Below are 26,183 nucleotides of genomic sequence, written 5' to 3'. Positions count from 1 at the left end.
GAGCACGCTGCCGCGTGCGGGCGGCAGCAGTGCACTGAATCGAATCTACCTGCGGGCACCGACAGGGCCCGCCCACGGGTGCTGCGGGCAGGGCCGGGGCGGCCGGTAGCGGCGCCTACCCCACCTGCCCGGAAAGCAACCATCCAGCAGGGCGATACCCCGCTCAGGCGGGGGACTCGTCGTCCTGCTCGTCGTCGGATTCGGCCAGAACGGGTGAACCGTGGTGTGACCAGATCCTCCATCCGCCGGGTGTGCGACGGAACACGTTCGTCGCCACCACCAGCTGCCCGACGAGCGGTCCCAGCTCACCGGCCTCCTCCGCCGGACCACCGCTGAGGATGTTCTCCGTACAGGTGACGACGGCGGTGTCCCCGGCCACGCTCACCCGTACATCGGTGAGGAAGAACTGGATGTACTCCGTGTTCGCCATGATCAGCGCGTAGGAGCGGAGCACCTCGCCCCGGCCGGCCAGTACCGGCCACCCCGGGTGCACACAGGAGATGTCGTCGCTGCCCTCGCCGTCCAGCCAGAGTGCGGAGACCTCCTCGAAGTCGCCGCGCTCCATCGCCTCGTAGAAGGCGGTGTTGGCCTCTTCGACGCCTTCGACGTCCGTACGGGAAGTCACCTGGCTCCTTCTACTGCCCTGGCGACCCTCACCGCGTCCGCCGTCGCCCTCACCTCATGGACCCGGACTGCCCAGGTGCCCTCGTGTGCGGCGATCGCGGAGACCGCGGCGGTTGCCGCGTCGCGCTCGCGGGCGGGCGGCGGGGTGGCGGCGCCGTCAGCCAGCACATGGCCGAGGAACCGCTTACGGGACGCCGCGACCAGCAGGGGGCGGCCCAGGGCGCGCAGCTCGGCGAGGTGGGCGACGAGCGCGAGATCGTGTTCGGCCCGCTTGGCGAAGCCGAGACCCGGGTCGATCACGATCCGTTCGGCGTCCACACCGCCCGCGACCACCGCGTCCATGCGTTCGCGCAGTTCCGCGACCACCTCGGCGACGACGTCCCCGTACACCGCCCGGCTGTTCATGTCCTCGCTGAATCCGCGCCAGTGCATCACCACGAAGGGCACCTCCGCCGCGGCGACGGCCGGGACCATCTCCGGGTCGGCGAGGCCGCCGGAGACGTCGTTGACCAGGACCGCGCCCGCCGCGACCGAACGGGCGGCCACCGAGGCGCGCATGGTGTCGACCGAGACGGTGACGCCCTCGGCCGCCAGGCCGCGTACGACGGGGAGAACGCGTCGCAGCTCTTCCTCCTCGTCGACCCGGGTGGCGCCGGGCCGGGTGGACTCGCCACCGACGTCGACCAGGTCGGCGCCCTCGGCAACCAGGTCGAGACCGCGCTTGACCGCGGCCGTGGTGTCGAACCAGCGGCCTCCGTCGGAGAAGGAGTCCGGCGTCACATTGATGACTCCCATGACCGCACAGCGGTCCCACTCCGGCAGGCCTGTGGCCGTGCCCCGTCCGCGCAACGTACTCATGCGTCCAGACTAGGCCCGTACGACGGCGTCCCACGCCGGTCCCACGGGTCCCAGGCCTGTCCTAAGCTGCGCGGACTTCCCGGTCCGCGGTCGCGGAGGCCGGGCGGATGTGCGCGCAGGGGCGGGCGGGGCGGGCCTTGCGGCGGCGGAACGGGCGCGGGAGGGCGAAGGTCACGAAGCCCTCCGCCTGCATCGCGGCGAAGCCGATCCGCGGCAGATCACGCGTGTTGCGGAAGACCACGAAACGCGGCTCCCAGCGTGGCCGGAACTTGGCGTTGAACTTGTACAGCGACTCGATCTGGAACCAGCGGGACAGGAACACCAGCAGCCCGCGCCAGATGCGCAGGACAGGACCCGCGCCCAGCTTCTCGCCGCGCGCGAGCGCCGAGCGGAACATCGCGAAGTTCAGTGAGACGCGCTCGACGCCCAGCTGCGGGGACGCCTGCAGAGCGGCGACGATCAGCAGTTCGTTCATGCCGGGATCGGCGGAGCGGTCGCGTCGCATCAGATCCAGGGACATGCCGTCCGTGCCCCAGGGAACGAAGTGGAGGACGGCCTTCAGGTCCCCGTACGGAGAGTCGGGGTCCTCCTTGTGGGCGGTGGCGATCACGCTGTCGCCGTCCGAGGGGTCTCCGATCCGTCCGAGCGCCATGGAGAAGCCGCGCTCGGTCTCGGTGCCGCGCCAGTCCCCGGCGGCGACGCGTATCCGCTCGAGTTCGCCCTCGGGGAGGTCACGGACGCGCCGTACGCGGGTCTCGTAGCCGTTGCGCTCGATCCGCTTCACCATCTGGCGCACGTTCCGCATGGCGCGCCCGCTCAGCGAGAAATCCGCGACGTCCACCACCGCCTCGTCACCGAGTTCGAGGGCGTCCAGGCCTGTTTCCCGGGTCCACACCTCACCGCCGGTCTCGGAGCAGCCCATCACGGCGGGGGTCCAGGAGTGGGCCTTGGCCTCGTCCATGAAGCGTTCGATGGCGCCGGGCCAGGCCTCGACGTCACCGATCGGGTCGCCGCTGGCGAGCATCACCCCGGAGACGACGCGGTAGCAGACGGCGGCCTTGCCGCTGGGGGAGAAGACGACGCCCTTGTCGCGACGGAGCGCGAAGTGGCCGAGGGAGTCGCGGCCGCCGTGCTTGGCGAGCAGTTCGCGCAGCTGTGCCTCGTCGTCCTCGGTGAGCCGGGCGGCCGGCTGCTCGGGGCGGAAGGCGAGATAGACGGTGGTGACGGCGGTGAGCAGGCCGAGCGCGCCGAGCGAGTAGCCGACGGTCCAGTCGACGCCGCCGCTGTAGCCGACCGGGCCCTCCATGCCGAAGAGGCCCACCAGGACGTGCTCGAGGCGGTCGATGAGGCTGGGGCTGCCGACGACCTTGTTCGGGTGGGCGCTGACGATGACCAGCCCGAGGCCGATCGAGCCGGCGCCCATCAGGACGAAGTTGGCGAGTGCTCGCCAGCGGCTGCTCGGGTCGGGCAGCGCCGCGAACTGGCCGCGGTGGCGCAGCAGGAGCGAGAACAGCGCCAGCGACAGCACGACGCCGATGACGGAGTTGCGGTACAGGAACTGCGCCACCGCCCCGGCCGGCAGCAGGACGACCGCGGCGCGCCAGGCACGCCGCTTGTTCCGCTTGAGGCCGTGTGCGAGAAGCAGCAGCAGGACGCCGGCGCTCAGCGAGAGCGCTGCGGCGAACGGGCCGAGGGCGCCCGGGAGCACCTCGGCGAAGGCATGCATCCGGCTGTGCCGGAAGCGGGGGAACACTCCCGCGGCGATGTCGATCAGGCCGATGAAGGTGCAGGCCGTACCGACCAGCGCGGGCACCGATTCGGCGCGCGGCCCGCTGAGGATCCGGCGTACTCGAACCGGAACCAACCCCGACTTATCCCCATCTATCGTGACAGACATCGCTTTCCCGTAACTCCGAGAGAATTCGTGAAGTCCCTCGCCGTGGAACAGCCGGCTGCGGACGATTTGCGCTCTCTAGGACGGCACTTCCGGGGAGCGGGTTCATTCGTCCTCAGGAAATTCTCACCTCCACCACTCACGGAAGAATCGCGATCGCCCCATGGGTCTCACCAGTAACAAGGTTCTGGCGCTGGCCGTACTGGCCGGCGTGGCTCTCTTCGCCGCGACGATATGGCTGTGGCCACGGTTGTCCCGCCGGAGCTGGCGCGCCGTCCTCGGCCGGGTGGGGCTTCTCCTCGCGACCCAGGTCGTGCTGTTCGCCTCGGTCGGGCTCGCCGCCAACAAGTCCTTCCTGTTCTACGGCTCCTGGGCCGACCTCCTCGGTCAGGAGCAGGACATGGGCGTCGTGGTGGACCACTCCGCGAGCAGCAAGCACCTCAAGGTGGTCGGCAAGCAGAAGCCGGACGTCCCGGGTGGCTCCCGGCCCGCGGTGGGCGGCCAGATACACAAGGTCGTGATCGAGGGGGAGAAGTCGGGGATCGACAGCCCCGCCTACGTCTATCTGCCGCCCGAGTACTTCCAGCCGGCCTTCGCGAAGAAGACCTTTCCGGCGACGGTCGTCCTGACGGGCTACCCGGGCACCGCCGAGAACCTGCTCAAGGGCCTCAAGTACCCGAGAACGGCGTACCAGCAGGCCGCGGACGGGAAGATGCAGCCGATGATCCTCGTCATGATGCGGCCGACGGTGGCGCCGCCGCGGGACACCGAGTGCGTCGACGTCCCCGGTGGGCCCCGGACCGAGACGTTCTTCGCCAAGGACCTGCCCGCCGCGGTGTCCGAGGCGTATCGCGTGGGCACCAAGCCGCGCAACTGGGGATTCATGGGCAACTCGACCGGCGGCTACTGCGCGCTGAAGATCGCGCTGCACCACCCGGAGCAGTTCGCGGCGGGCGCGGGGCTGTCCGCGTACTACAGGGCGGCCGAGGACGCGACGACCGGCGATCTCTTCAACGGCGACAAGCACGAGCGGAAGCGGGCGAACCTGCTGTGGAGCCTGGACCACCGGCCGCAGGGCGCGTCCTCGTTCCTCGTGACGACCTCGAAGCAGGGCGAGGGCAACCTGACCGCCACGCACGAGTTCATCAAGAAGGTGAAGTCGCCCGCACGGGTCTCCTCCATCACGCTCGACAGCGGCGGGCACAACTTCAACACCTGGCGCCGCGAGATACCACCTGCTCTGGTGTGGATGAGCGGGCGGCTCAGCGGCGCCTGAGGCGCCCCGAAAGCCCGGCCGGGCCCGGAGGCGGAACCGCTCAGCGCGGGGTGACCTTCTCCACGGTTCCCACGGCTCCCACGGCACCCACGGCACCCACGGTCTCCAGCTCCACCGAGGTACGCGGGACGTCCTGCGCGTCCGCGTCGATGGAGCGGCGCAGCGCCTCGTGCAGACGTGCCGGGGTCAGCACACCGAGGAAACGTCCCGTCTCCTCCCGGTCGATGACGGCGATCCAGCCCGCGTCGTGCTGCAGCATCGTCGCGAACGCCTGCTTGAGCGAGGCGCCGACGGGCAGCCAGGCCTCCATACGGCGGGCGTGGTCGCGGACGGATCCCCCGGCGCCCGCGGCCCGGTCCGCGGAGATCCAGCCGTGCAGATTGTCCTCGCCGTCCAGGACGACGGCCCAGGGCGCGCCGAGCTCCCGGGGCAGCGGGTCGTCGAGATGGACGACCGGGGGCTGTTCGAGATCCCCCTCCTCGATGGGGGTGACGGACAGCCGCTTCAGTCCGCGGTCCGCGCCGACGAAGTCCGCGACATAGGGGGTGGCGGGCGCGCCCAGCACGGTCGCGGGGGCGTCGAACTGCTCGATCGTGCCCTGCCCGTAGACGGCGATACGGTCGCCGAGACGGACCGCTTCCTCGATGTCGTGGGTGACGAAGAGGACCGTCTTGCGGACGGCCGCCTGGAGCCTGAGGAACTCGCTCTGGAGGTGGTCGCGTACGACCGGGTCGACCGCGCCGAACGGCTCGTCCATCAGCAGGACGGGCGGGTCGGCCGCCAGCGCCCTGGCCACCCCGACGCGCTGGCGCTGGCCGCCGGAGAGCTGGTCCGGATAGCGGTCGCCGTACTTCCTCGGGTCCAGGCCGACCAGATCGAGGAGTTCGGCGGCGCGCTCCTGGGCCTTGCCGCGCTTCCAGCCCAGCAGGTGGGGAACCGTGGCCGTGTTCTCCAGCACGGTCTTGTGGGGGAACAGCCCGACCTGCTGGATGACGTAGCCGATGTGGCGGCGCAGTTGGACGGGGTCGGTGGCGGATATGTCGTGACCGTCCAGGAATATCCGGCCGCTGGTGGGCTCGATGAGCCTGTTGACCATTTTCATCGTGGTCGTCTTGCCGCAGCCGGAAGGTCCGACGAGCGTGACCAGTTCGCCCTCGGCAACCTCGAACGAGAGGTCGTCGACGGCGATGGTGCCGTCCGGGTAGCGCTTGGTGACGTGCTCGAATCGGATCATGCCTCCCATTGTGACGGGCAGGAGCCGGACAAGTGTGAAGGGCGTGTTGCTGGAACGCGAAGCTCTTCGGTGATTGTCGGTGGCGGGGGTTAGGGTCGGTTTCCGGACGGACTTTCGAAGAACCGGCGAAAACCCGCGCACCCGCGGGCAAGCCGGATCGACGGGCGAGGACGACGACGGACGGCGGGGGGTGCGGCATATGAGCGGGCAGAACTGCCTGGTGACGAACGACTGGATCTGCGGTGAATATCTCCGGTCCCGCAGCCAGGAGTTGACCGACGCGACGGTCCAGCATGTCTGGATCACCGTGGTCTCGGTGCTGATCGGTCTGGCCATCGCCTTTCCGCTGGCACTGCTGGCCCGACGCAGCCCCCGCCTCACCGGCCCGGTCCTCGGGCTGACGACCGTGCTGTACACGATCCCGTCGCTGGCGATGTTCTCGCTGCTGCTGCCCTTCTTCGGGCTTTCCGCAGCCCTGGTGGTCACGGGCCTGGTGCTGTATTCGCTGACGATCCTCGTCCGCAACATCCTGGCGGGCCTCGCATCGGTCCCCGCGGAAGCGCGTGAGGCCGCGCGGGGCATGGGGTACGGGCCGGGCAGGCTGCTGTGGGAGGTCGAGCTCCCGCTGGCGCTCCCGGCGATGATGGCGGGCCTGCGGATCGCCACGGTGTCGACCGTCGCGCTCACCACCGTCGGTTCCATCGTCGGCCGTGGTGGCCTCGGCAATCTCATCGAGGACGCGCTGCCCAGCTTCTTCAAGGCCCAGGTGCTGACGGCCTCTGTGCTCTGTGTGCTGCTGGCGGTCGTCGCCGATCTTCTGCTGCTGGGCGTCCAGCGCCTGCTGACGCCCTGGACGCGCATACGTACGCGAGGGGCCCGCTGATGGGGGTACTGGACGGCGCCTGGTCCTGGCTGACCACGGAGTCCAACTGGGCCGGGGAGAACGGGGCCTGGAGCCGCCTCGCGGAGCATCTGTACGTGAGCGGGGCCGCCCTCGCGCTCGCCTGCCTGATCGCGCTGCCGGTCGCGCTGTATCTGGGGCACATCGGCCGCGGCGGCGCCCTCGCGGTCAATGTCTCCAACGTGGGCAGGGCCGTGCCCGTCTTCGCGGTGCTCGCGCTCTTCATGGTGTCGCCGCTGCGCAGCGCCGGCTATGTCCCGACGGTCGTCGCGCTGGTGCTGTTCGCCGTGCCGCCGCTGCTCACCAACGCCTACGTGGGGATGCGCGAGGTGGACCGGGCGGTCGTGGAGGCCGCGAGGGGGATGGGTATGTCCGGCCGGCAGCTCTTCGCCCGGGTCGAGCTGCCCCTCGCGTACCCGATGCTGATGACCGGGCTGCGGTCGGCCGCCGTCCAGGTCGTCGCGACCGCGACGATCGCGGCGATGGTCGGACAGGGCGGCCTCGGCCGGATCATCACGGCCGGATTCAACACCTACAACACCCCTCAAGTGGTCGCGGGCGCATTGCTCGTGGCTTTGCTCGCCCTCCTTGTGGAGGCCGTGCTGGTGCTGGTGGACCGCGTGTGCAGCCCGCTGCGCCCCCGGCGTCCCCTGCGGAAAACAGTGTGAACGACTCACTCCCTTGGATGGTGAACCTCATGAGCAAGACCTCGCGTATCGCAGGTGCGGTACTGGGCGTCGTGGGCCTCGTCGGCTCGCTCGCCGCATGCGGCGGCGAGAGCCTGGAGCAGGACAAGGGCTCCGGGGGCGCGGGCGGTGACGCGGGCGGCGGCAAGAAGGGCACGCTCGTCGTCGGGGCCGCGGCGTTCACGGAGTCCAAGGTGCTGGCCGAGCTCTATGCCCAGGTCCTGGGAGACGCCGGGTACAGCACGTCCGTCACCACGGTGAAGAACCGCGAGCTGTACGAGCCGTCGCTGGAAAAGGGCGAGATCGACGTCGTACCGGAATACGCGGCGACCGTCGCCGAATTCCTCAATGCCAAGGTGAACGGCCCCAAGGCGCCGGAGGAGAAGCCCGTCGCCTCCAGCGATGTCGCCGCCACGGTGGCAGGGCTCAAGAAGCTCGCGGAGCCGCGCGGGCTGAAGGTGCTGCCCGCCGGGGAGGCCGTCGACCAGAACGCCTTCGCGGTGAGCAAGGAATTCGCCGGGAAGAACAAGCTCAAGACCCTTTCCGATCTTGGGAAGTCGAAGCTCGCGGTCAGGGTCGCGGCCGGGGACGAATGCGAGGTCCGGCCGTTCTGCGCGCCCGGTCTGAAGAAGGTCTACGGCATCGATGTGTCGGGTGTGGATCCGAAGGGTGTCGGTACGCCCCAGGCGAAGCAGGCGGTCAAGGACGGTGAGGACCAGCTGGTCCTGACCACCACGACCGACGCCACCCTCGACACCTTCGGGCTGGTGCTGCTGGAGGACGACAAGAAGCTCCAGAACGCGGACAACGTGCTGCCGGTTCTCAACGCCAAGGACGCCGGGGGACAGGAGATAGCGGACATTCTGGGCAAGCTCACGAGCACGCTGACCACGCAGGACCTGGTGGAGTTGAACCGGAAGGTGGATGCGGAGCGGGCGAAGCCCGAGGACGTGGCGAAGGAGTACCTGGCGTCCAAGGGCCTGACCAAGAAGTAGGGGAGCAAAGGGCGCCGGCCCGGTTTCCGTTGTGACTTCGATCCGGTTCCGCAAGGAGCCGGATCGAAGTGCGGTCCGAACTGACCAAGAGATTGCCGGGGTGACCCCCCATTCGTCACCTACGCACGGTAAATTTCAGGCCATGCCACGTGGACGCCACCGCCATTCCCCACCTCTGCACCGGCTCCTCCAGCCCGCCGCGGTCGCCGGAGCCTCGGTTCTCTGTGCCGCCGGCGCCTGGCTGTTCGCGGATCCTGTGGTGCTCCGCATCATGGTCGCGGCAGCGGCGGCAGCCGCCGTCACCGGCGCCGTGCTCATGCGCAGTTGGGACCGGAACGCGGGCCGCCGCGTCGCCGAGCTCACCCGCGCCCGCGCGAGCGACGCCTGGAAGACCGAGGAGCGGACGGCCGAGCTGGAGGCCGACCTCGACGAATCCCGCGAGCTGCGCGCCAAGCTGGACGCCAAGCTCCGCTCCAAGAGGGTCGAGCTGGCCGCCCTGCGCAACGAGCACGCCGCGCTGCTGCGTCGGTACGCGACCGCCGAGACGGAGCGGGCCAGCGCCCTCGAGGGCCGCAGGCAGCTCGCGATCGAGGCCTCCGCGCCCAAGGAGCTGCTCCCCGCCGGTTCCACGCCGACACCGTCCGCGTATCTGCGTGCCGCCAAGGCGCTGGAGGACCTGTCGCGCAACGCCGCGGCCCAGGAAGCCAGGCGCACCGTCGAGGAGGCCCGCAAGCGCGACATCGCCGAGCGGGCGAGGGAGGCCGACGAGTCGCAGGGGAAGCACACGGCGGTCGCCGGGGGAGAGCAGCACACCCGCCCGACGTCCGCCACCCTCGCAAGGAGGCCGGTGCCGATCGCCTCGGCGATCGTTCCGTACACCGCGCGTCAGGCCCGGCCCCTGGGCGGCTTCGACTTCTTCGGCACGGGCAGCGGCAGCCGGCCCGCAGAGCTCGCGTCGGTCCAGGACGAGGACCTGGCCGACGTGGTGGGTGAAGAGGCACTGGCCGACACCAAGCGCACGGAGGGCCGTGCGGTGGGGAAGGTCATCGACCTGACCGCACACGACGAGACCGAGCAGCTGGACGTCGTGGAGCTGCGCAGCGCGATTTCCTGACGTGGCGCGGAGGTTCCCCTCCTCGGGGGACCGCCGCGCGGCGCGGTCGTGCCCGGGGTGCGACCGTACGGCGGCGCCGGGGTGCGACCGTACGGCGGCGCCGGCCTGTGTGGCGGTGCCGCCTTACTTGTCGATGTCGCCGACCACGAAGAAGAGCGACCCCAGGATCGCCACCATGTCGGCGACGAGCGTGCCCGGCAGCAGTTCGGTCAGCGCCTGGATGTTGTTGTACGAGGCCGAACGGAGCTTGAGACGGTACGGGGTCTTCTCGCCCTTGGAGACCAGGTAGTAGCCGTTGATGCCGAGCGGGTTCTCGGTCCAGGCGTAGGTGTGGCCCTCGGGGGCCTTCAGGACCTTCGGCAGGCGCTGGTTGACGGGGCCGGGCGGCAGCTCGGCGAGCCGGTCGAGGCAGGCCTCCGCGAGGGCGAGCGCATTGTGCGTCTGCTCCAGCAGGCACTCGAAGCGGGCCAGGCAGTCGCCCTCGGTCCGGGTGACGACCTCGAGAGTGTCCTGGAGCTCGGCGTACGCGAGGTAGGGCTCGTCGCGGCGGAGGTCGAAGTCGACACCGGACGCGCGGGCGATCGGGCCGGATACGCCGTAGGCGTGCACGTTCTGCGGCGTCAGGACACCGATGCCGCGCGTACGACCGCGGAAGATCTCGTTGCCGAGGACGAGCCGGTCGAACACGTCCATCCGCGACCGCACATCGGCGACCACCTGCCGGGCCCGGCCGGTCCATCCCGCGGGCAGGTCCTCCTTGAGACCGCCGACACGGTTGAACATGTAGTGCATTCGGCCGCCGGAGATCTCCTCCATGACGTTCTGGAGCTCTTCGCGCTCACGGAAGGCGTAGAAGACCGGGGTGATTCCGCCCAGTTCGAGAGGGTACGACCCGAGGAACATCAGGTGGTTGAGCACCCGGTTCAGTTCGGCGAGCAGCGTCCGCATCCAGACCGCACGCTCCGGGACCTCCATGCCGAGCATCCGCTCGACGGCCATGACGACGCCGAGTTCGTTCGAGAAGGCGGACAGCCAGTCGTGGCGGTTGGCCAGCATCACGATCTGGCGGTAGTCGCGCGCCTCGAAGAGCTTCTCCGCACCGCGGTGCATATAGCCGATCACCGGCTCGGCGTGCTGGATCAGCTCGCCGTCCAGGACGAGCCGGAGCCGGAGCACGCCGTGCGTGGAGGGATGCTGCGGGCCGATGTTCAGCACCATGTCGGTGCTCTCCGCCGCGCCGCCGATGCCGACCGTCGTCTCCGTCATGGGCGACAGTATCCCTCGCCCGTGCGGGTCCCCGCGGCCCGGCCCGGGTGCCGGACACTTCCGGGCCAGGGGCCCCGCCGGAGACAGCTCCCGGGGCCTGAGCGGCTCACGCGTCCCGTCCCGCCCTTGGCGGTACCGGCTGGAGCAGCCAGGTGAAGTCGCCGAGGCCGCCGCGGGCGGTGAGTTCGGCCGCCTCGCCCGCCGATGCCAGCGCGCGTACGTACGCCGTCGGGTCGGACGTGGCCAGCGCGAGGGGCGGGCGGGCACCCGAGACGCCGAGGCGGTGCAGGGCCTCGCGCTGCGACACCAGCTCGGCGCCGGGGCCGGCGCAGGCGTCCAGGGCCACGTGCGCCGTGATGTCGCAGCTGCCGTCCGGGACCGGCCGGACCTCGCGGCCGCCGCGGAAGCCGGTCAGTGTGCCGAAGGGGGGACGGGCGCCGGCGTGGTGCGCGTAGTCCACGGCGACGGCGAGTCCGGCGTCCAGGGTCGCGACCGCCGCTGCCCACGCCTCGTCCCGGGGCCTGCCGATCTCCGCCCGCGAGCCCGGCCCGGCGGCGGGCCACCAGCGCTCCAGCCACCGTGCGTCGGCGCCGCTCACCGGGTCCCCGAGGCGTTCCTCGCCGTCGGCGCCGCTGACCAGGACGTACCGGGCGTCGCCCGCACCGTCCACCTCCACGACATCCACCGGGACGTTGTCCAGCCACTCGTTCGCGAAGAGCAGCCCGCTCACCCCGGCGGGCGGCCGCTCCGTCCAGCCGATGCGCGGATCGAGGTCCGCCGGGCGTCCCGCGCGTTCGACCGCCCAGGCGCGTACCGCTCGCCCGTCCGGCAGCCGTCCGCCCGGGAGCGCCGCGAGCACGGCCGTCACCAGCTCACCCCGCCCGGCGCCCATGTCGACGAACGCGATCTCGGGAGCGCCGGGCAGTGACTGCGCGGTCTCGGCCAGGAGCGCCGCGACGGCGGTGGCGTACAGCGCCGAGGCGTGCACGGACGTACGGAAATGCCCGGCCGGGCCCTCCGGCCGCCGGTAGAACCCGCCTGGCCCGTACAGCGCGCGTTCCGTCGCCTTCCGCCACGGGATCCAGCCGTCCGGCGCATCGGTTGCCTCAGTCGTCACGCGTGCCAGTCTCCACCTTGCGGAGTAGGCACCTGCCGACCGGATCGACCCTCCGGTTGACCCATGCACCTTTCCGCCTTCCCTACGCTGGGTTACGTGCAGAGCCTCTATGACTTCATCCGCAGGCACCCGACGGGCGTCGACACCTTCTGGGCCGTCGTCCTCTTCGGGTTCTCCCTGCTGTGGGTCGTCCAGGAGAACAACGTCGGGAACCAGCCCCGGATCGTGGCGGCCGCCATCGCCCTCCTGCTCTGCCTCGCCATCGCGCTGCGCCGCCGCGCACCCGAGAAGATGCTCCTGCTCGTGGCCGCCCTCGGCATCGCCCAGCTGGTGCTGGGTGTCGAGGACAACCCGGCGGACTTCGCGATGCTCGTGATCATCTACACGGTCGCGGTGCACGACGGCCCGCGCTGGGCGTCCCGCCTCGCTCTCGTCGGCGGACTGAGCGCGGCCACGCTCTCCCAGATCCGCTGGCCGCAGGAGAACGCCGGTATCGGCCAGCGGATCTTCATCACCGTCGTCATGAGCGTGCCCTTCGCGCTCGCCTGGGTGCTCGGTGACTCGCTGCGCACCCGCCGCGCCTACTTCGCCCAGCTGGAGGAGCGTGCATCCAGGCTGGAGAAGGAGCGCGAGGCACAGTCCAAGGTCGCCGTCGCCGCCGAGCGTGCCCGGATCGCCCGTGAGCTCCATGACGTCGTCGCGCACAACGTCTCCGTGATGGTGGTGCAGGCAGACGGCGCCGCCTATGTCATGGACGCCGCCCCCGACCAGGCCCGGCAGGCCCTGGAGACCATCTCCACCACCGGCCGCCAGGCGCTCGCCGAGATGCGCCGGCTGCTGGGTGTGCTGCGCACCGGTGACGACCCGGAGAGCGGGGAGTACGTGCCGCAGCCCGACGTCCAGCAGATCGAGGATCTGGTCGACCAGGTGCGTAGGTCGGGTCTCGAGGTCGACTTCAAGATCGAGGGCACCCCGCGGCCGCTGCCGAGCGGCGTGGAGCTCACGGCGTACCGCATCGTGCAGGAGGCCCTCACCAACACGCGCAAGCACGGTGGCCCCGATGTCGGGGCGAGCGTGCGTCTTGTGTACTTCGACGACGGGCTCGGACTTCTCGTCGAGGACGACGGCCGGGGCGCGTCCCAGGAGATGTACGTGGACGGCGGCGCCGACGGCAAGGGCCACGGCCTCATCGGCATGCGCGAGCGTGTCGGCATGGTCGGCGGCACTCTCGACGCGGGGCCGCGGCCGGGCGGCGGATTCCGTATCAGCGTCCTGCTGCCGCTCAAGCCCGCCCACTAGGCTCACCCGCACCGCCCTCCAGACAAGGACTCAGCACATGACGATCCGTGTGATGCTCGTCGACGACCAGGTGCTCCTGCGCACCGGCTTCCGGATGGTGCTGGCCGCGCAGCCGGACATGGAGGTCGTGGCGGAGGCGGGTGACGGGGCAGAGGCGATCGAGATCCTGCGCTCCACGGCGGTGGACGTCGTCCTGATGGACGTCCGCATGCCGAGGGTCGACGGTGTCGAGGCGACCAGCCGCATCTGCGCGCAGCCGGACGCGCCGAAGGTGCTCATCCTGACCACCTTCGACCTCGACGAGTACGCCTTCTCGGGGCTCAAGGCGGGCGCGAGCGGCTTCATGCTCAAGGACGTACCGCCGGGCGAGCTGCTGGGCGCGATCCGCTCGGTCCACAGTGGCGACGCGGTCGTGGCGCCTTCCACGACCCGGCGGCTGCTGGACCGCTTCTCGCCGATGCTGCCGTCCGCCGGCGGGCCGCCGCAGCACAAGGAGGTGGAGAAGCTCACCGACCGGGAGCGCGAGGTCATGCTGCTGGTCGCTCAGGGCCTGTCCAACGGCGAGATCGCCGCGCGGCTCGTCCTCTCCGAGGCAACGGTCAAGACCCACGTCGGCCGCATCCTCACCAAGCTGGGGCTGCGGGACCGGGTCCAGGTGGTGGTGCTCGCGTACGAGAGCGGCCTGGTGCGGGCGGGTGGTGGGGCGGGGGCCTGATCCGCGCTGCAGGCTCTCCGCCGTGTCCCGCGCCACCGCCCTCGCCCGCCGCCCCCGCTCAGCGCAGGACCGTCTCCAGGAAGTCGCTGCCGAGGCGGGCCACGACCGTGACGTCGAGCTGATGCAGTACGTACCGGCCGCGGCGGCGGGTCGTGACCAGACCGGCCTTCTTCAGGACCGACAGATGGCGTGAGACCTCCGGCGCGGAGATGCCGTGCGTGTCGGCCAGCTCGCCGGTGCTGTGGGGGGCGCGGGCGAGGTCCCGGCACAGGCGCATGCGCATCGGGTGGGCCAGGGCCTCCATACGGAGTTTGAGCAGCTCGACGGAGGCGGGGCCGCGGAGCTCGGGGGCGCCCACCGGGTAGTGGACGACGGGCCGCCAGCCGGGGGCGTGCAGCACCATCAGATGCGGCCAGCCGAAGCTGGACGGCACGAACGAGACCCCCGCTCCGACCGCCGGGTCGACGGCGGTCGTGTGCCCGACCGCGAGTTTGTCGGCCTCGATCCGGCCCGTCGACTCGTTGAGCGAGAGCGCGGGAGAGACGGCGCGAAGCGCCTCCGCGAGGCCCTTGCGGCGCAGGATCTCGGTCTTGTGCCGGGCGTCGGCGGCGAGCTGGATGCGGGTGCGCTGCCAGGTCTCGGCGTAGAAGGCCCGGTCGCAGTCCTCGAGAAGGCGGCGGACCCAGGCGCGTACGGGAGCGGGGTCGTCCAGCAGCCGGCGGGCGAAGTCGAGCTGTTTGGGGCCGCGGGTGGCCGCGAGCTCCAGAGCGCGGCCGGCGTCCACGGGACCGCCGGTGGAGTAGGCGCGGGAGCAGGTGAACTCCAGCGCGGCGCCGATGAAACGGTCGTCCGGGAGCCGGTCGAGCATGTCCAGCTCATCGGCGAGGGTCACGCCGGTGCTGCCGTCGTGGCCGGGCAGACCGGCGAACGGCGTGAAGATGTCGGAGAACGTGGTGCTCCACAGGAAGTCCGCCTCGTGCAGCCTGTCCGCGAGATCCGGCTTCAGCCCGGCCCCGGTGGCCGTCGCCCATGCGTGCAGGCCGGGATGGTGCGCGGGCTGCGACAGTGCGTGCAGCGCGACGCCGAGCTCGGCGAGGGGCGAGATGTCGAAGCGGATCCGCTCGGGCGGCATGCCCGCGATGTCGATGGTGACGCTCACGCCTCCCATGGTGCGGGGTACCCCCGTGGGCCCGTCGCCTCATTTGACGCGGCTCGTCAATCGACGCGCGATCCGGCGCCGTCCGCAGGCAGCCTGGGACGCATGGACGCCATCCAGCAGCATCTCCTCGACACCTGGCGCGCCGCCCGGCACGGCGCGCCGGTTCCGCCGCCGCCGGGGCGCGACGACGTGCGGACGCTCCGGTCCCTGCGCGACCACCGCCGCTTCACCAGGGTCCTCACCGGCCGACCGCTCCACCCCTTCCGTACGGGCTTCAGGCGCCTCCTGCGCCGCAGGGCCACTCAGGTACCTCGCTGCTCGTAGACGCCTCCGTGGGCGCCTCCGTGACGCCTCCAGGGGGTCACACCGCGCCGGTGCCCACAGCCCCTTCGGCTTCCCCGACCAGCGCCGCGAAATCCGCCACAGCCGCCCGGACGTCGCCGCCGGTCCACGCCAGTCCGTCCGACGCCACGGTCACCTCCGTCACCGAGACACCGGGCGGCCCCCCGGGCCCGGGAGCCCACCAGCGACGGAAGAGGGTGGTGCCCGTCTCCTCGGCCTGGCGCAGCGACGCCTCGTTCAGCACCTCGGCCTCGTAGGGCAGCCACACCTGGAACTGATGGGTGTGCGGGGGCTCCGGGTGGACCCGGAACCACGGCATCCCCGGCGCGGCCCGAAGCCCCTGTGCCAGTGCCCGTGCGACGGTCTTCGCGTGGGCAACGTACGAGGCCAGTCGCGGCAGCTCACGCTCCAGCCCCACCAGCGCGGACAGTGCGGCCGGGTACTGCTGGAACAACTGCCCGCCGTACCGGTGCCGCCAGGCCCGTGCCTCCTCGACCAGAGGCCCGGGGCCTGCCAGCACCGCCCCGGACAGCCCGTCCAGGGACTTGTAGAAGGACACGTACACGCTGTCCGCGAGACCGGCGATCTCGTCGAGACCGCGGCCGAAGTGAGGGGCGCACTCCCACAGTCGCGCGCCGTCGAAATGCACCACTGCATCCATCTCACGCGCCGCTTCCACCACGTCCACCAGTTCGTCCCAGGACGGAAGGACGAAACCCGCGTCACGCAGCGGCAGCTCCAGCATCAGCGTCCCGAACGGCTCGTCCAGGCCCCGCACGTCCTCGGCCGTGGGCACCCGGGGGGCCTGCGTCGGATGGATCGTACGCAGCCCGCTCACCACACCCGGGGCGCCCCGCTCGTGCACCTCGGGGTGGGCGAGCGGATGGAGCGCGACCGTGGCGTTCCCCGTGCGCCCCGCCCAGCAACGCAGCGCCACCTGCTGCGCCATCGTCCCCGTCGGGAAGTACGCCGCCGCCGGGAACCCGAGCAGCTCCGCGACGCGGCGCTCGAGCTCCGCGACGACTCCGTCCCCGTACACATCGACCCATTCGTCCAGGTCGTGCACCGCACCCGCGTCCATCGCGAGCGCCTCCAGCCGTTCACCGATCCGGCCTTCCGACGAGCCGCGCCACAGCACCCGCTCCGAGGAGCGCCACGCGGTGAGTCTGCGCCGCCGTTCCTCCCGCTCGCTCCGCGCCGGGTCCGCCGTGACTTCCAGGTCCGCCGTCTCTTCCGTGTCCGCCATGCTGCGATCATCGCCCACCCGGACCGTGGGCCTCCACAGCCTGTGGACAACCGGAAGGCCCCCGAAACGCTGGCGTAGCATGACCAGGAATCGTCCGGTACCCCCCGCGGACTGGAACGGAAGGCCATCGCCGCGTGAACGCACCACCACCGTCAGCAACTCCGTCGTCGTCCGAGCCCGTCGACCCGAAGGACCGCCCCGCCCGGCTCACCGTGGGCGTCGTGGGAGCGGGCCGCGTCGGCCCCGTCCTCGCCGCGTCCCTGCGATTGGCCGGCCACCGACCAGTGGCTGCGTCCGGAGTATCCGACGCCTCCGTACGCCGCGCCGCGGTCCTGCTGCCCGATGTGCCGCTCGTGCCGCCCGCCGAGGTCCTCGCCCGCGCCGAGCTGGTGCTGCTCACGGTTCCCGACGACGCCCTGCCCGGCCTGGTCGAGGGCCTCGCCGCTACCGGAGCCGTGCGGCCGGGACAGCTGGTCGTCCATACGTCCGGGCGGTACGGCACGGCCGTGCTCGATCCCGTCCGCCGGGCCGGCGCGCTGCCGCTCGCGCTGCACCCCGCCATGACCTTCACGGGCACGAGCGTCGACGTACAGCGGCTGGCCGGCTGCTCCTTCGGGGTCACCGCTCCCCCGGAGCTGCGGCTGGCCGCCGAGGCGCTGGTCATCGAGATGGGCGGCGAGCCCGAGTGGATCGAGGAGGAGGCCCGCCCCCTCTACCACGCCGCTCTCGCCCTCGGCGCGAACCATCTGGTCACCCTGGTGGCCCAGTCCATGGAACTGCTGCGCACCGCGGGCGTCTCCGCCCCCGACCGGATGCTCGGCCCTCTCCTCGGCGCCGCGCTCGACAACGCCCTGCGCTCGGGCGACGCTGCACTGACAGGGCCGGTGGCCCGTGGTGACGCGGGCACGGTGGCCGCGCACATCGCCGAGCTGCGCAAGCACGCGCCCGGGGCCGTCGCCGGGTATCTGGCCATGGCGCGTACGACCGCGGACCGCGCCCTCGCGCACGGACTGCTGAAGCCCGAGCTCGCGGAGGACCTGCTGGGCGTGCTCGCCGAGGGAGACAGCCGATGAGCAGTGAGATCAGCGAGAGCACCGGGAGCGGCGTGGGGCCCGCGAACAGCGTGGGGCCCGGGACCGGCGAGGACGCCGGAGGCGGCGACGACGCCGGGATCGGCGAGCACGCGGAGTCCGGCGAGCACGCGGAGTCCGGCGTCGGCCGGGAGCGCGGCGCTTCTCACGGCAGCCGCGGCAGCCGCGGCAGCCGTGATGTGGAGCCGGCCCGTACGCGCGAGGACCTCGGCCGCCTTCTCGACCGGCGTGCGCCGAAGGGCCGTACCGCCGTCGTCATGACCATGGGCGCGCTCCACAAAGGCCATGCCACCCTCGTCCGCACCGCGCGCGCCCATGTCGGCCCCGACGGCTTCGTCGTCGTGACGGTCTTCGTCAACCCGCTCCAGTTCGGCGCCGGGGAGGACCTCGACCGGTACCCGCGGACGCCGGAGGCCGACCTGAGGACCGCGCGGGATGCCGGGGCGGACGTCGTGTTCGCCCCGTCCGCGGACGAGGTCTACCCCGGCGGCGAGCCGCAGGTCCGCATCACGGCCGGGCCGATGGGCGAGCTCCTCGAAGGGGCCTCCCGCCCCGGGCACTTCGACGGGGTGCTCACGGTCGTCGCCAAGCTCCTCCACCTCACGCGGCCCGATGTGGCGTTCTTCGGGCAGAAGGACGTCCAGCAGCTGGCGCTGATCCGTCGCATGGTCCGCGACCTGAACTTCCCGGTGGAGATCGTCGGCGTACCGACGGTGCGGGAGGAGGACGGGCTCGCGCTGTCCAGCCGTAACCGCTACCTGTCGCCCGACGAGCGGGAGACCGCCCTCGCGCTCTCCCGGGCCCTCTTCGCCGCCCGCGACCGGCTCGCCGCGCAGCAGGCCCTGCGCGCCCGCGCCGAGTCCGCGCCGGCGCCGACGGCACGTGCGGCCGCGCTCTCCGCGCTCGGGGAGGCCCGTGCGGCGGCCGACGCGCACGCGGTGGCCGTGGCGCAGCCGGGCGGCGGGGCCGATGCCGTACGCGCGGCGGCCCGAGCCGTCCTGGACGACGCCGCCAAGGCCGTACCGGCGCTCGTGCTGGACTATCTGGCGCTTGTCGACCCGGCCGACTTCACCGAGGTCGCGGACGCGCACGAGGGGGAGGCGACCATGGCGGTCGCCGCGCGGGTCGGTGCGACGCGGCTGATCGACAACATCTCACTGACCTTCGGAGCGCCCGCATGACCGCGACCTCGACCGGTCCCCGCCCGGGCTCCGGCCCCGGCACCGGAATACGGCTGGACGCCCCCGCGCCCGGCTGGGCGATCGACGCCGACGTCGTCGTGGTCGGCTCCGGCGTCGCGGGCCTGACGGCGGCCCTGCGCTGCACGGCCGAGGGCCTGCGTACGGTCGTGGTCACCAAGGCCCTCCTCGACGACGGCTCCACACGCTGGGCCCAGGGCGGTATCGCGGCGGCCCTCGGCGAGGGCGACACCCCCGGCCAGCACCTGGACGACACGCTGGTCGCGGGCGCCGGGCTGTGCGACGAGGAGGCCGTGCAGGTGCTGGTCACCGAGGGGCCGGACGCGGTACGGCGGCTGATCGGGACCGGCGCGCGCTTCGACACCGCGGCGGACGGGGGCATCGCGCTCACCCGGGAGGGCGGTCACCACCGGCGCCGTATCGCGCACGCCGGAGGCGACGCGACGGGCGCGGAGATCTCACGGGCGCTGGTCGCCGCGATACGCGAGGGGGCGATACGCATCATCGAGCACGCCCTGGTCCTCGATCTGCTGACGGACGAGGAAGGCCGTGCGGCAGGCATCACCCTGCATGTGATGGGCGAGGGCCAGCACGACGGTGTCGGCGCGGTGCACGCACCGGCCGTGGTCCTGGCGACCGGGGGCATGGGCCAGGTCTTCTCCGCCACGACCAACCCGGCGGTCTCCACGGGCGACGGCGTCGCGCTGGCGCTGCGCGCCGGGGCCGAGGTGAGCGACCTCGAGTTCGTCCAGTTCCACCCGACCGTGCTGTTCCTCGGTGCGGACTCGGAGGGCCAGCAGCCCCTCGTCTCCGAGGCGGTACGGGGCGAGGGCGCCCATCTCGTCGACGCGTCCGGCACCCGCTTCATGGTCGGGCAGCACGAGCTCGCCGAGCTCGCCCCGCGTGACATCGTCGCCAAGGGCATCATGCGCCGCATGCAGCAGCAGGGCGCCGACCACATGTTCCTCGACGCCCGCCACTTCGGCGCCGAGATGTGGGAGACCCGCTTCCCCACGATCCTCGCCGCCTGCCGCAGCCACGGCATCGACCCGGTGACCGGGCCGATCCCGGTCGCCCCCGCCGCCCACTACGCATCGGGCGGCGTCCGTACCGACCTCCACGGCCGCACGACCGTCCCCGGTCTCTACGCGTGCGGCGAGGTCGCCTGCACAGGCGTCCACGGCGCCAACCGCCTGGCCTCCAACTCGCTCCTGGAGGGCCTCGTCTTCGCCGAGCGCATCGCGACGGCGATCGCGACGGACCCGAGGCCCGCGACCGCGGGTGGCACGGTGCCCGCCGGGTCCGGCACCCCGGACCCCGGGGCCGGTCGGCCGTGCGCCGGCGCGCGGGACCGGGACGGGCGGGCGGGCGGGGCTCCCGTGCCGCTGCTCGTGCCCGAGGCGCGGCACCGGATCCAGCAGATCATGACCCACGGCGCGGGGGTGCTCCGCTCCGCAGAGAGTCTCGACGCAGCGGCGGAGGCGCTGGAGGCGCTGTACATGTCCGCGCTGCAGGACGCCGAGGAGTTCGCCAAGGCCGCGGAGCCCGGCGTGGAGTCGTGGGAGGCGAGCAATCTCCTGCTCGTCTCGCGGGTCCTCGTCTCCGCCGCCCGTGAACGTGCCGAGACCCGTGGGTGCCACTGGCGCGAGGACCACCCCGACCGCGACGACGCGGAGTGGCGGCGCCATATTGTCGTACGGCTCACCCCTGACCGGCGTCTCGTGGTGCGCCGCACGGACACCGAGTCATTTCCCCCCGTAACCCCGCTTGCCCCCAGGGAGCCGCAACCGTGAGCACGCCCGAAGAACGTCCGGAGCCCGTGGACGTACCGCTGATCCAGATCGGCGCCCCCGCCACCGACGACGGGACGGGGGGCTGCGGCGACGGCTGCGGCTGCGCCGACGAGGTGTACGAGTGCGGCCTCGACCCCGCCCTCGCCGAGCTCCTCGCCCAGGCGGGCCTCGACCCCGTCCAGGTCGAGGACATCGCGCACCTCGCGATCGAGGAGGACCTCGACGGCGGCGTCGACGTCACCACCGTCGCCACCGTGCCCGAGGACGCAGTCGCCACCGGCGACTTCACCTCCCGCGAGGCAGGCGTGGTCGCCGGTCTGCGCGTTGCGGAGGCCGTCCTGTCCATCGTCTGCACCGACGAGTTCACGGTCGAGCGTCACGTGGAGGACGGCGACCGCGTCGAGGCCGGGCAGAAGCTGCTCTCGGTCACCACCCGCACCCGTGACCTGCTCACCGGCGAACGCAGCGCCCTCAACATCCTGTGCCGTCTTTCCGGCATCGCGACCGCCACGCGCGCCTGGGCCGACCTCCTCGAGGGCACCAACGCGCGCGTACGCGACACCCGCAAGACGACGCCGGGACTGCGCGCCCTGGAGAAGTACGCCGTGCGCTGCGGCGGCGGCGTCAACCACCGGATGTCCCTCTCCGACGCCGCGCTCGTCAAGGACAACCACGTCGTCGCCGCGGGTGGCGTCCCCCAGGCGTTCAAGGCCGTGCGCGAGACCATGGCCGCGATGGGCACCCCGGACCTCGCCATCGAGGTCGAGGTCGACACCCTCCACCAGGTCCGTGAGGCCCTGGACGCCGGGGCCGACCTGATCCTGCTCGACAACTTCACCCCGGCAGAGACCGAGGAGGCCGTCGCGCTCGTCAAGAGCCGGGCGGTCCTCGAGTCCTCCGGCCGGCTCACCCTCGCCAACGCGAGGGCGTACGCCGAGACGGGCGTCGACTACCTCGCGGTCGGGGCCCTCACGCATTCCTCCGCGATCCTCGACATCGGCCTGGACCTCCGAGAGGCCGGGAACTGACCTCATGCTGCTCACCATCGACGTCGGCAACAGCCACACCGTCCTCGGACTCTTCGACGGCGACGACATCGTGGAGCACTGGCGTGTCTCCACCGACCCGCGGCGCACCGCCGACGAGCTGGCGGTGCTCCTCAACGGTCTGATGGGCATGCACCCGCTGCTCGACGACGAGCTCGGCGACGGCATCGAGGGCATCGCCATCTGTGCCACGGTCCCCTCCGTGCTGCACGAGCTGCGCGAAGTGACCCGCCGTTACTACGGCGACGTCCCCGCCGTGCTCGTCGAGCCCGGCGTCAAGACGGGCGTGCCCATCCTGATGGACAACCCCAAGGAGGTCGGCGCGGACCGCATCATCAACGCGGTCGCCGCCGTCGAGCTCTACGGGGGCCCGGCGATCGTCGTCGACTTCGGCACGGCCACGACCTTCGACGCCGTCAGCGCCCGCGGCGAGTACGCGGGCGGCGTCATCGCCCCCGGTATCGAGATCTCGGTCGAGGCCCTCGGCGTCAAGGGCGCCCAGCTCCGCAAGATCGAGCTGGCCCGCCCGCGCGGCGTGATCGGCAAGAACACGGTCGAGGCGATGCAGGCGGGCATCGTGTACGGCTTCGCGGGCCAGGTCGACGGGGTCGTCCAGCGCATGAAGCGCGAGCTGGCCGACGATCCGGACGACGTCACCGTGATCGCCACCGGTGGCCTGGCGCCGATCGTGCTCGGAGAGGCCTCCGCGATCGACGAACACGAGCCGTGGCTGACGCTGATCGGTCTGCGTCTGGTGTACGAGCGGAACATCTCCCGTATGTGACCTGCCGGGCGCGTGCGACCCTGCCCGGGCGCTCGTGCCCCGCGGGGCACCCGGCAGGGGCCCCGCCGCGCAGGGCGGCCCCCGCCCCGCGCCGCCCCGGGAGCTGCCACCCGAGCGCCACACGTCCGCACAGCACCCTCCCGCGACCCCGTACGAGGGCCGCCCGCCGCCACGCCGCGCCGCATACGCCCGGTAAACGAATTTTGTCCGATTAGCGCGTATCGTCGGCCCATGCCCACGCCATACGGATCCCGCGGCGGCATGGCGTTCAGCGCAGACGAGCTGCGTGTGCTCCGACGCGCCCTCGCCGTCGCCCTCAACCCCGCCCAGCCCCACGAGGATGTCGCCCAGGACTGTCTGCGGCTCGCCGAATCCGTGGACGAAGCCGTGAGCGAGGCGGCGCGGCTGCACGCGTTCCTCCTCGCCGACCTCGCCCGCTACCGCGACGCTCTCCCCGGCTCGGCCCGCGGCTATCTGGAGCTGCTCCAGGACGCCCTGGCCGCCGGCTACGACCCCCGCCCCGAGGACCTCGCGGCGCTGCGCACCCTCCAGTGCCGCACGCCCGTCGCCGCGGCGCTGCTGGAACGCTGTCAGGACCTCGCGGAACAGTCGGTGCGCGCCCGTCTCGCCGGCCGGCCCACGCCGGCCGCCGCGGCGGCCGCGACCGCGCCCGACCCGTCCCCGTCGCCCGCCCCACGGGCCCGGCTGCTCGCGCTCCCCGGAGGCCGCGCAGCGGCCGACGAGAAGCGCGAGCCCCGCCCGGCGGCACCGAAACCCGACCCGGCCCCCGCCCCGAGACCGGACCGCCGCCCCATCCCCACGCCCGGCGAGGTCTTCCCGCCCCGCCGGAAGCCCGCGCCCCCGCAGCAGGAGCGGGCCGCCGGATAGCTACTCTGGGGGCATGGACTACGTATCCGCGCTCGTGCCCCCCTTCGTCATGGCCGCCTTCTTCATCGGTCTCGTCGTGACGATCGTCAAGAGCCAGGGCGGCCCGAACAAGGTGAAGGAGGACGCCGCCGTGGAGGCGGCGATCGCCCGTGCGGAGGGCCGGCCGTCGACTCCGGCCGACCGCCCGGCCGAGGCCTGATCCCGGCGCTGATTCCCGGGCCGGGCCCCGCCAGGGACCCGCTCCCGTCAAGGACGTACGGCTGTCTATGGCCGTACGTCCTTTTTCGTACGTGTACTACGTCAAATGCCAGCCATTCCGGCATCTCCTACTAAGGTGGCAATGTGCCCCGTCAATTGGGAGAGCTCGAAGACGCCGTCATGACGCGCATCTGGCAATGGAACCGCCCGGTGACGGTCCGCGAAGTCCTGGAAGATCTGCAGCAGGAACGGTCCATCGCCTACACCACCGTCATGACGGTAATGGACAATCTCCATCAGAAGGGCTGGGTGCGCAGGGAAGTCGAAGGACGCGCCTATCGATATACCGCGGTCTCCACCCGGCCCGCCTACTCGGCCGCACTGATGAACGAGGCCTGGTCGAAGAGCGACAACCCGGCAGCGGCCCTTGTCGCCTTCTTCGGGATGATGTCGCCGGAGCAACGCGAGGCGCTCCAGGACGCGATCCGCATCGTTCAGCCCCAGATCCCGGAAGCGGGCCGGGAAGGGCCGGCGGAAGGATCCGGGCAACGCACCCCGGAAGAGCCCGCCCAGGCGGCCCGTCAAGTCCCTCCCGAACAGAGCGGCCAGGCCGATCGCGACACCGGTGGAGCGGGGCGATAGCGTCCCGTCATGTCCTCCGCGCATCCGCTTCCCAATGCCGCAGCAAATGCCGTCACCGTCCGGCGGGCCAGGACCACCGATGTTCCGGCCGTGCGACGGCTCGTCGATCCCTACGTGGGCGAAGGCATCCTGCTCGACAAAGCGACGGTGACGCTTTACGAGGACATCCAGGAGTTCTGGGTCGCGGAACGGGACAGCGATGCCCGAGTGGTCGGCTGCGGTGCTCTCCATGTGATGTGGGAGGACCTCGCCGAAGTGCGCACCCTTGCGGTGGATCCGCAGTTCAAGGGCTTCGGCATCGGCCATCATGTGCTGGACCAGCTGCTGCACACCGCCCGCTGGCTGGGAGTGCGCCGGGTATTCTGTCTCACCTTCGAAGTCGACTTCTTCGCCAAGCACGGCTTCGTGGAGATCGGTGAGACGCCGGTGGACGGAGATGTCTACAGCGAGCTGCTGCGTTCCTATGACGAGGGCGTCGCCGAGTTCCTCGGTCTCGAACGAGTGAAGCCGAACACCTTGGGCAACAGCCGGATGCTTCTGCACCTGTGACCGAACCCCGGGTGGAACACCGGCGGGAACGCGCACCGGAAGGCGGGGCGGAACGAAGGCCGATCCCTATGTCCGAATCGCGCACGTTTCCCGCGTTCTCGAGGTTCTGAACCTCTGCCGAGGGTTTGTGTTTTTCAGGGAAAAGCGGTTTCCTTTCCGCGTACTGCATTTTCGATGAAAGGAAATCCGGTGGCACAGAAGGTTCAGGTCCTTCTTGTCGATGACCTCGACGGCGGCGAGGCGGACGAGACCGTGACGTTCGCGCTGGACGGCAAGACCTACGAGATCGACCTCACCACCGCCAACGCCGACAAGCTGCGCGGCCTGCTCGAGCCGTACACCAAGGGCGGCCGGCGTACCGGTGGCCGGGCCGCCACGGGCCGTGGCAAGGGTCGCGCCGTCGCGACGGGCAACAAGGACACCGCCGAGATCCGCAAGTGGGCCAAGGAGAACGGCTACAGCGTCAACGACCGCGGCCGCGTTCCCGCCGAGATCCGCGAGGCCTACGAGAAGGCCAACGCCTGAGTCCTCGTGCGAGCGCCGGCGCGGGTATTCGTACGAACCAGCCGGGCACGGTGGCAGGCATTCGCCGCCGCGTCCACGAGCCGTACGAGGTCGGGGGTGCCCCCAACGCCCCCGGGCCCGGCGCAGCGCCCGACAGGGGCCAGCGCCGGCAGTGACGGCTCCACCTCGCGCCCCGGTTCCGGGGGCCGCAACCACCCGGCGGCCCCCTGGGGCCCAGGGGTGACGGGCAGGTCCGCCGAGACTCCGGGCGGTACGGGAGCAGCCATCCGCCCGCCCGCCCCGGCGGCGGTCAGATCGAGACCGATCCCGCCCCACTCCAGCCAGTCGAGCAGCCCCGGCAGCTCGTCGGCGCTGCCCGCGGCGACCAGCAGCCGCATCCTCCGCCCCGTGAGGGCGACCGGGCCCGTCCGCGCGTACCGCCTCAGCAGCGCGAAGCCCGCGTCGGCCGGGAGCTCCAGCACGTCGAAGCGGAGCCCGGTCAGCAGCTGCACCGGGGGCCCGTCGGCCGTCGCCCACCCCAGCTCGTGCTCGTACCACCGCGCGATGCCGCCTTCGAGCGGCGCCGGCGTACGAGGAAGCGGGACAATGGAGACCATGTCCCGGGAACTCCCGGGCCGGCCCGTTGGTTACGCAATGTGGATGATTGATTGCACAGCGTGGTCGGCGAGGGTGATGTCCGGGATCTTCGAGGGCGCAAGGATGTTCGCCCGTAGCTGAGGGAACCGCCATGCGCGGCATGGAG

27 protein-coding genes are annotated in these 26,183 nt (G+C 71.6%); 18 read left to right on the top strand and 9 right to left on the bottom strand.

Annotation, left to right across the window (positions count from 1 at the left end; genetic code table 11):
* Positions 1 to 163 precede the first annotated feature (163 nt).
* The 3 genes from ACFU5O_RS21845 to ACFU5O_RS21835 form a co-directional block, all read right to left on the bottom strand.
* Complete coding sequence (locus ACFU5O_RS21845; protein WP_384242949.1) at positions 164 to 625, bottom strand: nuclear transport factor 2 family protein; 462 nt, start codon at positions 623 to 625, stop codon at positions 164 to 166.
* Entirely contained in the window at positions 622 to 1,482 is an 861-nt protein-coding gene (gene folP, locus ACFU5O_RS21840) for a dihydropteroate synthase (RefSeq protein WP_384242947.1), read from the bottom strand. Before folP ends, ACFU5O_RS21845 begins: the two co-directional genes overlap by 4 nt.
* Before the next feature lie 61 nt (positions 1,483 to 1,543).
* On the bottom strand, positions 1,544 to 3,379 hold the full coding sequence (locus tag ACFU5O_RS21835; RefSeq protein ID WP_384242945.1) for a phosphatidylglycerol lysyltransferase domain-containing protein: 1,836 nt from the start codon (positions 3,377 to 3,379) through the stop codon (positions 1,544 to 1,546).
* Positions 3,380 to 3,539: 160 nt separating this feature from the next.
* On the opposite strand from ACFU5O_RS21835, the gene ACFU5O_RS21830 reads away from it, so the two are divergent.
* On the top strand, positions 3,540 to 4,652 hold the full coding sequence (locus ACFU5O_RS21830) for an alpha/beta hydrolase (protein ID WP_384242944.1): 1,113 nt from the start codon (positions 3,540 to 3,542) through the stop codon (positions 4,650 to 4,652).
* Positions 4,653 to 4,692: 40 nt separating this feature from the next.
* On the opposite strand, the gene ACFU5O_RS21825 is transcribed toward ACFU5O_RS21830, so the two are convergent.
* The gene (locus ACFU5O_RS21825; protein WP_384242942.1) at positions 4,693 to 5,886 is read right to left on the bottom strand and encodes an ABC transporter ATP-binding protein; all 1,194 of its coding nucleotides are present in this window, start codon (positions 5,884 to 5,886) and stop codon (positions 4,693 to 4,695) included.
* Positions 5,887 to 6,085: 199 nt separating this feature from the next.
* On the opposite strand from ACFU5O_RS21825, the gene ACFU5O_RS21820 reads away from it, so the two are divergent.
* From ACFU5O_RS21820 to ACFU5O_RS21805, 4 genes are all read left to right on the top strand, one after another.
* Positions 6,086 to 6,769 (top strand): ABC transporter permease, encoded by a 684-nt coding sequence (locus tag ACFU5O_RS21820; RefSeq protein WP_384242939.1) that lies wholly within the window; start codon positions 6,086 to 6,088, stop codon positions 6,767 to 6,769.
* Entirely contained in the window at positions 6,769 to 7,455 is a 687-nt protein-coding gene (locus ACFU5O_RS21815) for an ABC transporter permease (protein WP_384242937.1), read from the top strand. Before ACFU5O_RS21820 ends, ACFU5O_RS21815 begins: the two co-directional genes overlap by 1 nt.
* 29 nt (positions 7,456 to 7,484) lie before the next feature.
* On the top strand, positions 7,485 to 8,468 hold the full coding sequence (locus tag ACFU5O_RS21810) for an ABC transporter substrate-binding protein (protein ID WP_384242934.1): 984 nt from the start codon (positions 7,485 to 7,487) through the stop codon (positions 8,466 to 8,468).
* Positions 8,469 to 8,610: 142 nt separating this feature from the next.
* The gene (locus tag ACFU5O_RS21805) at positions 8,611 to 9,582 is read left to right on the top strand and encodes a hypothetical protein (RefSeq protein WP_384242931.1); all 972 of its coding nucleotides are present in this window, start codon (positions 8,611 to 8,613) and stop codon (positions 9,580 to 9,582) included.
* 123 nt (positions 9,583 to 9,705) lie between these two features.
* Here ACFU5O_RS21805 and ACFU5O_RS21800 read toward each other — a convergent pair whose 3' ends face one another.
* Both ACFU5O_RS21800 and ACFU5O_RS21795 read right to left on the bottom strand, forming a co-directional pair.
* Entirely contained in the window at positions 9,706 to 10,848 is a 1,143-nt protein-coding gene (locus tag ACFU5O_RS21800) for an NADH-quinone oxidoreductase subunit D (RefSeq protein ID WP_384242928.1), read from the bottom strand.
* A gap of 106 nt (positions 10,849 to 10,954) precedes the next feature.
* On the bottom strand, positions 10,955 to 11,974 hold the full coding sequence (locus tag ACFU5O_RS21795; protein ID WP_384243241.1) for an SAM-dependent methyltransferase: 1,020 nt from the start codon (positions 11,972 to 11,974) through the stop codon (positions 10,955 to 10,957).
* 87 nt (positions 11,975 to 12,061) lie between these two features.
* Here ACFU5O_RS21795 and ACFU5O_RS21790 point away from each other — a divergent pair, with 87 nt between their 5' ends.
* Positions 12,062 to 13,264: a sensor histidine kinase gene (locus ACFU5O_RS21790; protein ID WP_384242925.1), complete on the top strand. Its 1,203-nt coding sequence runs from the start codon at positions 12,062 to 12,064 to the stop codon at positions 13,262 to 13,264.
* A 37-nt stretch (positions 13,265 to 13,301) separates the two neighbouring features.
* Positions 13,302 to 13,979, top strand: coding sequence for a response regulator (locus tag ACFU5O_RS21785; RefSeq protein WP_384242922.1), 678 nt, complete (start codon positions 13,302 to 13,304; stop codon positions 13,977 to 13,979).
* Positions 13,980 to 14,037: 58 nt separating this feature from the next.
* On the opposite strand, the gene ACFU5O_RS21780 is transcribed toward ACFU5O_RS21785, so the two are convergent.
* The gene (locus ACFU5O_RS21780) at positions 14,038 to 15,147 is read right to left on the bottom strand and encodes a DUF5937 family protein (RefSeq protein ID WP_384242919.1); all 1,110 of its coding nucleotides are present in this window, start codon (positions 15,145 to 15,147) and stop codon (positions 14,038 to 14,040) included.
* A 93-nt stretch (positions 15,148 to 15,240) separates the two neighbouring features.
* Here ACFU5O_RS21780 and ACFU5O_RS21775 point away from each other — a divergent pair, with 93 nt between their 5' ends.
* The gene (locus tag ACFU5O_RS21775; protein ID WP_384242916.1) at positions 15,241 to 15,462 is read left to right on the top strand and encodes a hypothetical protein; all 222 of its coding nucleotides are present in this window, start codon (positions 15,241 to 15,243) and stop codon (positions 15,460 to 15,462) included.
* A 37-nt stretch (positions 15,463 to 15,499) separates the two neighbouring features.
* On the opposite strand, the gene ACFU5O_RS21770 is transcribed toward ACFU5O_RS21775, so the two are convergent.
* On the bottom strand, positions 15,500 to 16,726 hold the full coding sequence (locus tag ACFU5O_RS21770) for a threonine aldolase family protein (protein ID WP_384242914.1): 1,227 nt from the start codon (positions 16,724 to 16,726) through the stop codon (positions 15,500 to 15,502).
* Between the two features lie 134 nt (positions 16,727 to 16,860).
* Between ACFU5O_RS21770 and ACFU5O_RS21765 the strand changes: the two genes are divergently transcribed.
* The 10 genes from ACFU5O_RS21765 to ACFU5O_RS21720 all read left to right on the top strand — a co-directional run bounded on the left by ACFU5O_RS21765 (position 16,861) and on the right by ACFU5O_RS21720 (position 25,441).
* Positions 16,861 to 17,799, top strand: a complete 939-nt coding sequence (locus tag ACFU5O_RS21765) for a Rossmann-like and DUF2520 domain-containing protein (RefSeq protein WP_384242911.1) — start codon at positions 16,861 to 16,863, stop codon at positions 17,797 to 17,799.
* Positions 17,796 to 18,998, top strand: coding sequence for a pantoate--beta-alanine ligase (gene panC / locus ACFU5O_RS21760; protein ID WP_384242908.1), 1,203 nt, complete (start codon positions 17,796 to 17,798; stop codon positions 18,996 to 18,998). The genes ACFU5O_RS21765 and panC overlap by 4 nt, the downstream gene beginning before the upstream one ends.
* Positions 18,995 to 20,809 (top strand): L-aspartate oxidase, encoded by a 1,815-nt coding sequence (locus ACFU5O_RS21755; RefSeq protein WP_384242906.1) that lies wholly within the window; start codon positions 18,995 to 18,997, stop codon positions 20,807 to 20,809. Before panC ends, ACFU5O_RS21755 begins: the two co-directional genes overlap by 4 nt.
* Positions 20,806 to 21,837, top strand: a complete 1,032-nt coding sequence (gene nadC / locus ACFU5O_RS21750; RefSeq protein WP_384242903.1) for a carboxylating nicotinate-nucleotide diphosphorylase — start codon at positions 20,806 to 20,808, stop codon at positions 21,835 to 21,837. The genes ACFU5O_RS21755 and nadC overlap by 4 nt, the downstream gene beginning before the upstream one ends.
* 4 nt (positions 21,838 to 21,841) lie before the next feature.
* Positions 21,842 to 22,639, top strand: a complete 798-nt coding sequence (locus tag ACFU5O_RS21745; protein WP_384242901.1) for a type III pantothenate kinase — start codon at positions 21,842 to 21,844, stop codon at positions 22,637 to 22,639.
* Between the two features lie 261 nt (positions 22,640 to 22,900).
* Positions 22,901 to 23,527, top strand: coding sequence for a hypothetical protein (locus ACFU5O_RS21740; protein WP_384243238.1), 627 nt, complete (start codon positions 22,901 to 22,903; stop codon positions 23,525 to 23,527).
* A gap of 13 nt (positions 23,528 to 23,540) precedes the next feature.
* The gene (locus ACFU5O_RS21735) at positions 23,541 to 23,726 is read left to right on the top strand and encodes a hypothetical protein (RefSeq protein WP_384242898.1); all 186 of its coding nucleotides are present in this window, start codon (positions 23,541 to 23,543) and stop codon (positions 23,724 to 23,726) included.
* A 143-nt stretch (positions 23,727 to 23,869) separates the two neighbouring features.
* Positions 23,870 to 24,367, top strand: a complete 498-nt coding sequence (locus ACFU5O_RS21730; RefSeq protein WP_384242897.1) for a BlaI/MecI/CopY family transcriptional regulator — start codon at positions 23,870 to 23,872, stop codon at positions 24,365 to 24,367.
* A 9-nt stretch (positions 24,368 to 24,376) separates the two neighbouring features.
* The gene (locus ACFU5O_RS21725; RefSeq protein ID WP_384242894.1) at positions 24,377 to 24,916 is read left to right on the top strand and encodes an amino-acid N-acetyltransferase; all 540 of its coding nucleotides are present in this window, start codon (positions 24,377 to 24,379) and stop codon (positions 24,914 to 24,916) included.
* Positions 24,917 to 25,105: 189 nt separating this feature from the next.
* The gene (locus ACFU5O_RS21720) at positions 25,106 to 25,441 is read left to right on the top strand and encodes an Lsr2 family protein (RefSeq protein WP_384242891.1); all 336 of its coding nucleotides are present in this window, start codon (positions 25,106 to 25,108) and stop codon (positions 25,439 to 25,441) included.
* Here ACFU5O_RS21720 and ACFU5O_RS21715 read toward each other — a convergent pair.
* Entirely contained in the window at positions 25,420 to 26,037 is a 618-nt protein-coding gene (locus tag ACFU5O_RS21715) for an SCO3374 family protein (RefSeq protein WP_384242883.1), read from the bottom strand. The two genes, ACFU5O_RS21720 and ACFU5O_RS21715, sit on opposite strands and share 22 nt — an antisense overlap.
* Between the last annotated feature and the right edge of the window lie 146 nt (positions 26,038 to 26,183).

It is taken from the genome of Streptomyces sp. NPDC057445, from assembly GCF_042802855.1.
Classification (GTDB): domain Bacteria; phylum Actinomycetota; class Actinomycetes; order Streptomycetales; family Streptomycetaceae; genus Streptomyces.
Note: the sequence above shows the minus strand (reverse complement) of the source record. Positions and strands in the feature narration are given on the sequence as shown.

Bases quoted from the DNA above. Each gene is read 5' to 3' on its own strand.
- ACFU5O_RS21745 (WP_384242901.1), top strand. From the start codon at position 21,842: ATGCTGCTCACCATCGACGTCGGCAACAGCCACACCGTCCTCGGACTC.
- folP (WP_384242947.1), bottom strand. From the start codon at position 1,482: ATGAGTACGTTGCGCGGACGGGGCACGGCCACAGGCCTGCCGGAGTGG.
- ACFU5O_RS21810 (WP_384242934.1), top strand. From the start codon at position 7,485: ATGAGCAAGACCTCGCGTATCGCAGGTGCGGTACTGGGCGTCGTGGGC.
- ACFU5O_RS21755 (WP_384242906.1), top strand. From the start codon at position 18,995: ATGACCGCGACCTCGACCGGTCCCCGCCCGGGCTCCGGCCCCGGCACC.
- ACFU5O_RS21715 (WP_384242883.1), bottom strand. From the start codon at position 26,037: ATGGTCTCCATTGTCCCGCTTCCTCGTACGCCGGCGCCGCTCGAAGGC.
- panC (WP_384242908.1), top strand. From the start codon at position 17,796: ATGAGCAGTGAGATCAGCGAGAGCACCGGGAGCGGCGTGGGGCCCGCG.
- ACFU5O_RS21825 (WP_384242942.1), bottom strand. From the start codon at position 5,886: ATGATCCGATTCGAGCACGTCACCAAGCGCTACCCGGACGGCACCATC.
- ACFU5O_RS21785 (WP_384242922.1), top strand. From the start codon at position 13,302: ATGACGATCCGTGTGATGCTCGTCGACGACCAGGTGCTCCTGCGCACC.
- ACFU5O_RS21725 (WP_384242894.1), top strand. From the start codon at position 24,377: ATGTCCTCCGCGCATCCGCTTCCCAATGCCGCAGCAAATGCCGTCACC.
- ACFU5O_RS21735 (WP_384242898.1), top strand. From the start codon at position 23,541: ATGGACTACGTATCCGCGCTCGTGCCCCCCTTCGTCATGGCCGCCTTC.
- ACFU5O_RS21775 (WP_384242916.1), top strand. From the start codon at position 15,241: ATGGACGCCATCCAGCAGCATCTCCTCGACACCTGGCGCGCCGCCCGG.
- ACFU5O_RS21770 (WP_384242914.1), bottom strand. From the start codon at position 16,726: ATGGCGGACACGGAAGAGACGGCGGACCTGGAAGTCACGGCGGACCCG.
- ACFU5O_RS21740 (WP_384243238.1), top strand. From the start codon at position 22,901: ATGGCGTTCAGCGCAGACGAGCTGCGTGTGCTCCGACGCGCCCTCGCC.
- ACFU5O_RS21780 (WP_384242919.1), bottom strand. From the start codon at position 15,147: ATGGGAGGCGTGAGCGTCACCATCGACATCGCGGGCATGCCGCCCGAG.
- ACFU5O_RS21815 (WP_384242937.1), top strand. From the start codon at position 6,769: ATGGGGGTACTGGACGGCGCCTGGTCCTGGCTGACCACGGAGTCCAAC.
- ACFU5O_RS21805 (WP_384242931.1), top strand. From the start codon at position 8,611: ATGCCACGTGGACGCCACCGCCATTCCCCACCTCTGCACCGGCTCCTC.
- ACFU5O_RS21800 (WP_384242928.1), bottom strand. From the start codon at position 10,848: ATGACGGAGACGACGGTCGGCATCGGCGGCGCGGCGGAGAGCACCGAC.
- ACFU5O_RS21835 (WP_384242945.1), bottom strand. From the start codon at position 3,379: ATGTCTGTCACGATAGATGGGGATAAGTCGGGGTTGGTTCCGGTTCGA.
- ACFU5O_RS21820 (WP_384242939.1), top strand. From the start codon at position 6,086: ATGAGCGGGCAGAACTGCCTGGTGACGAACGACTGGATCTGCGGTGAA.
- ACFU5O_RS21830 (WP_384242944.1), top strand. From the start codon at position 3,540: ATGGGTCTCACCAGTAACAAGGTTCTGGCGCTGGCCGTACTGGCCGGC.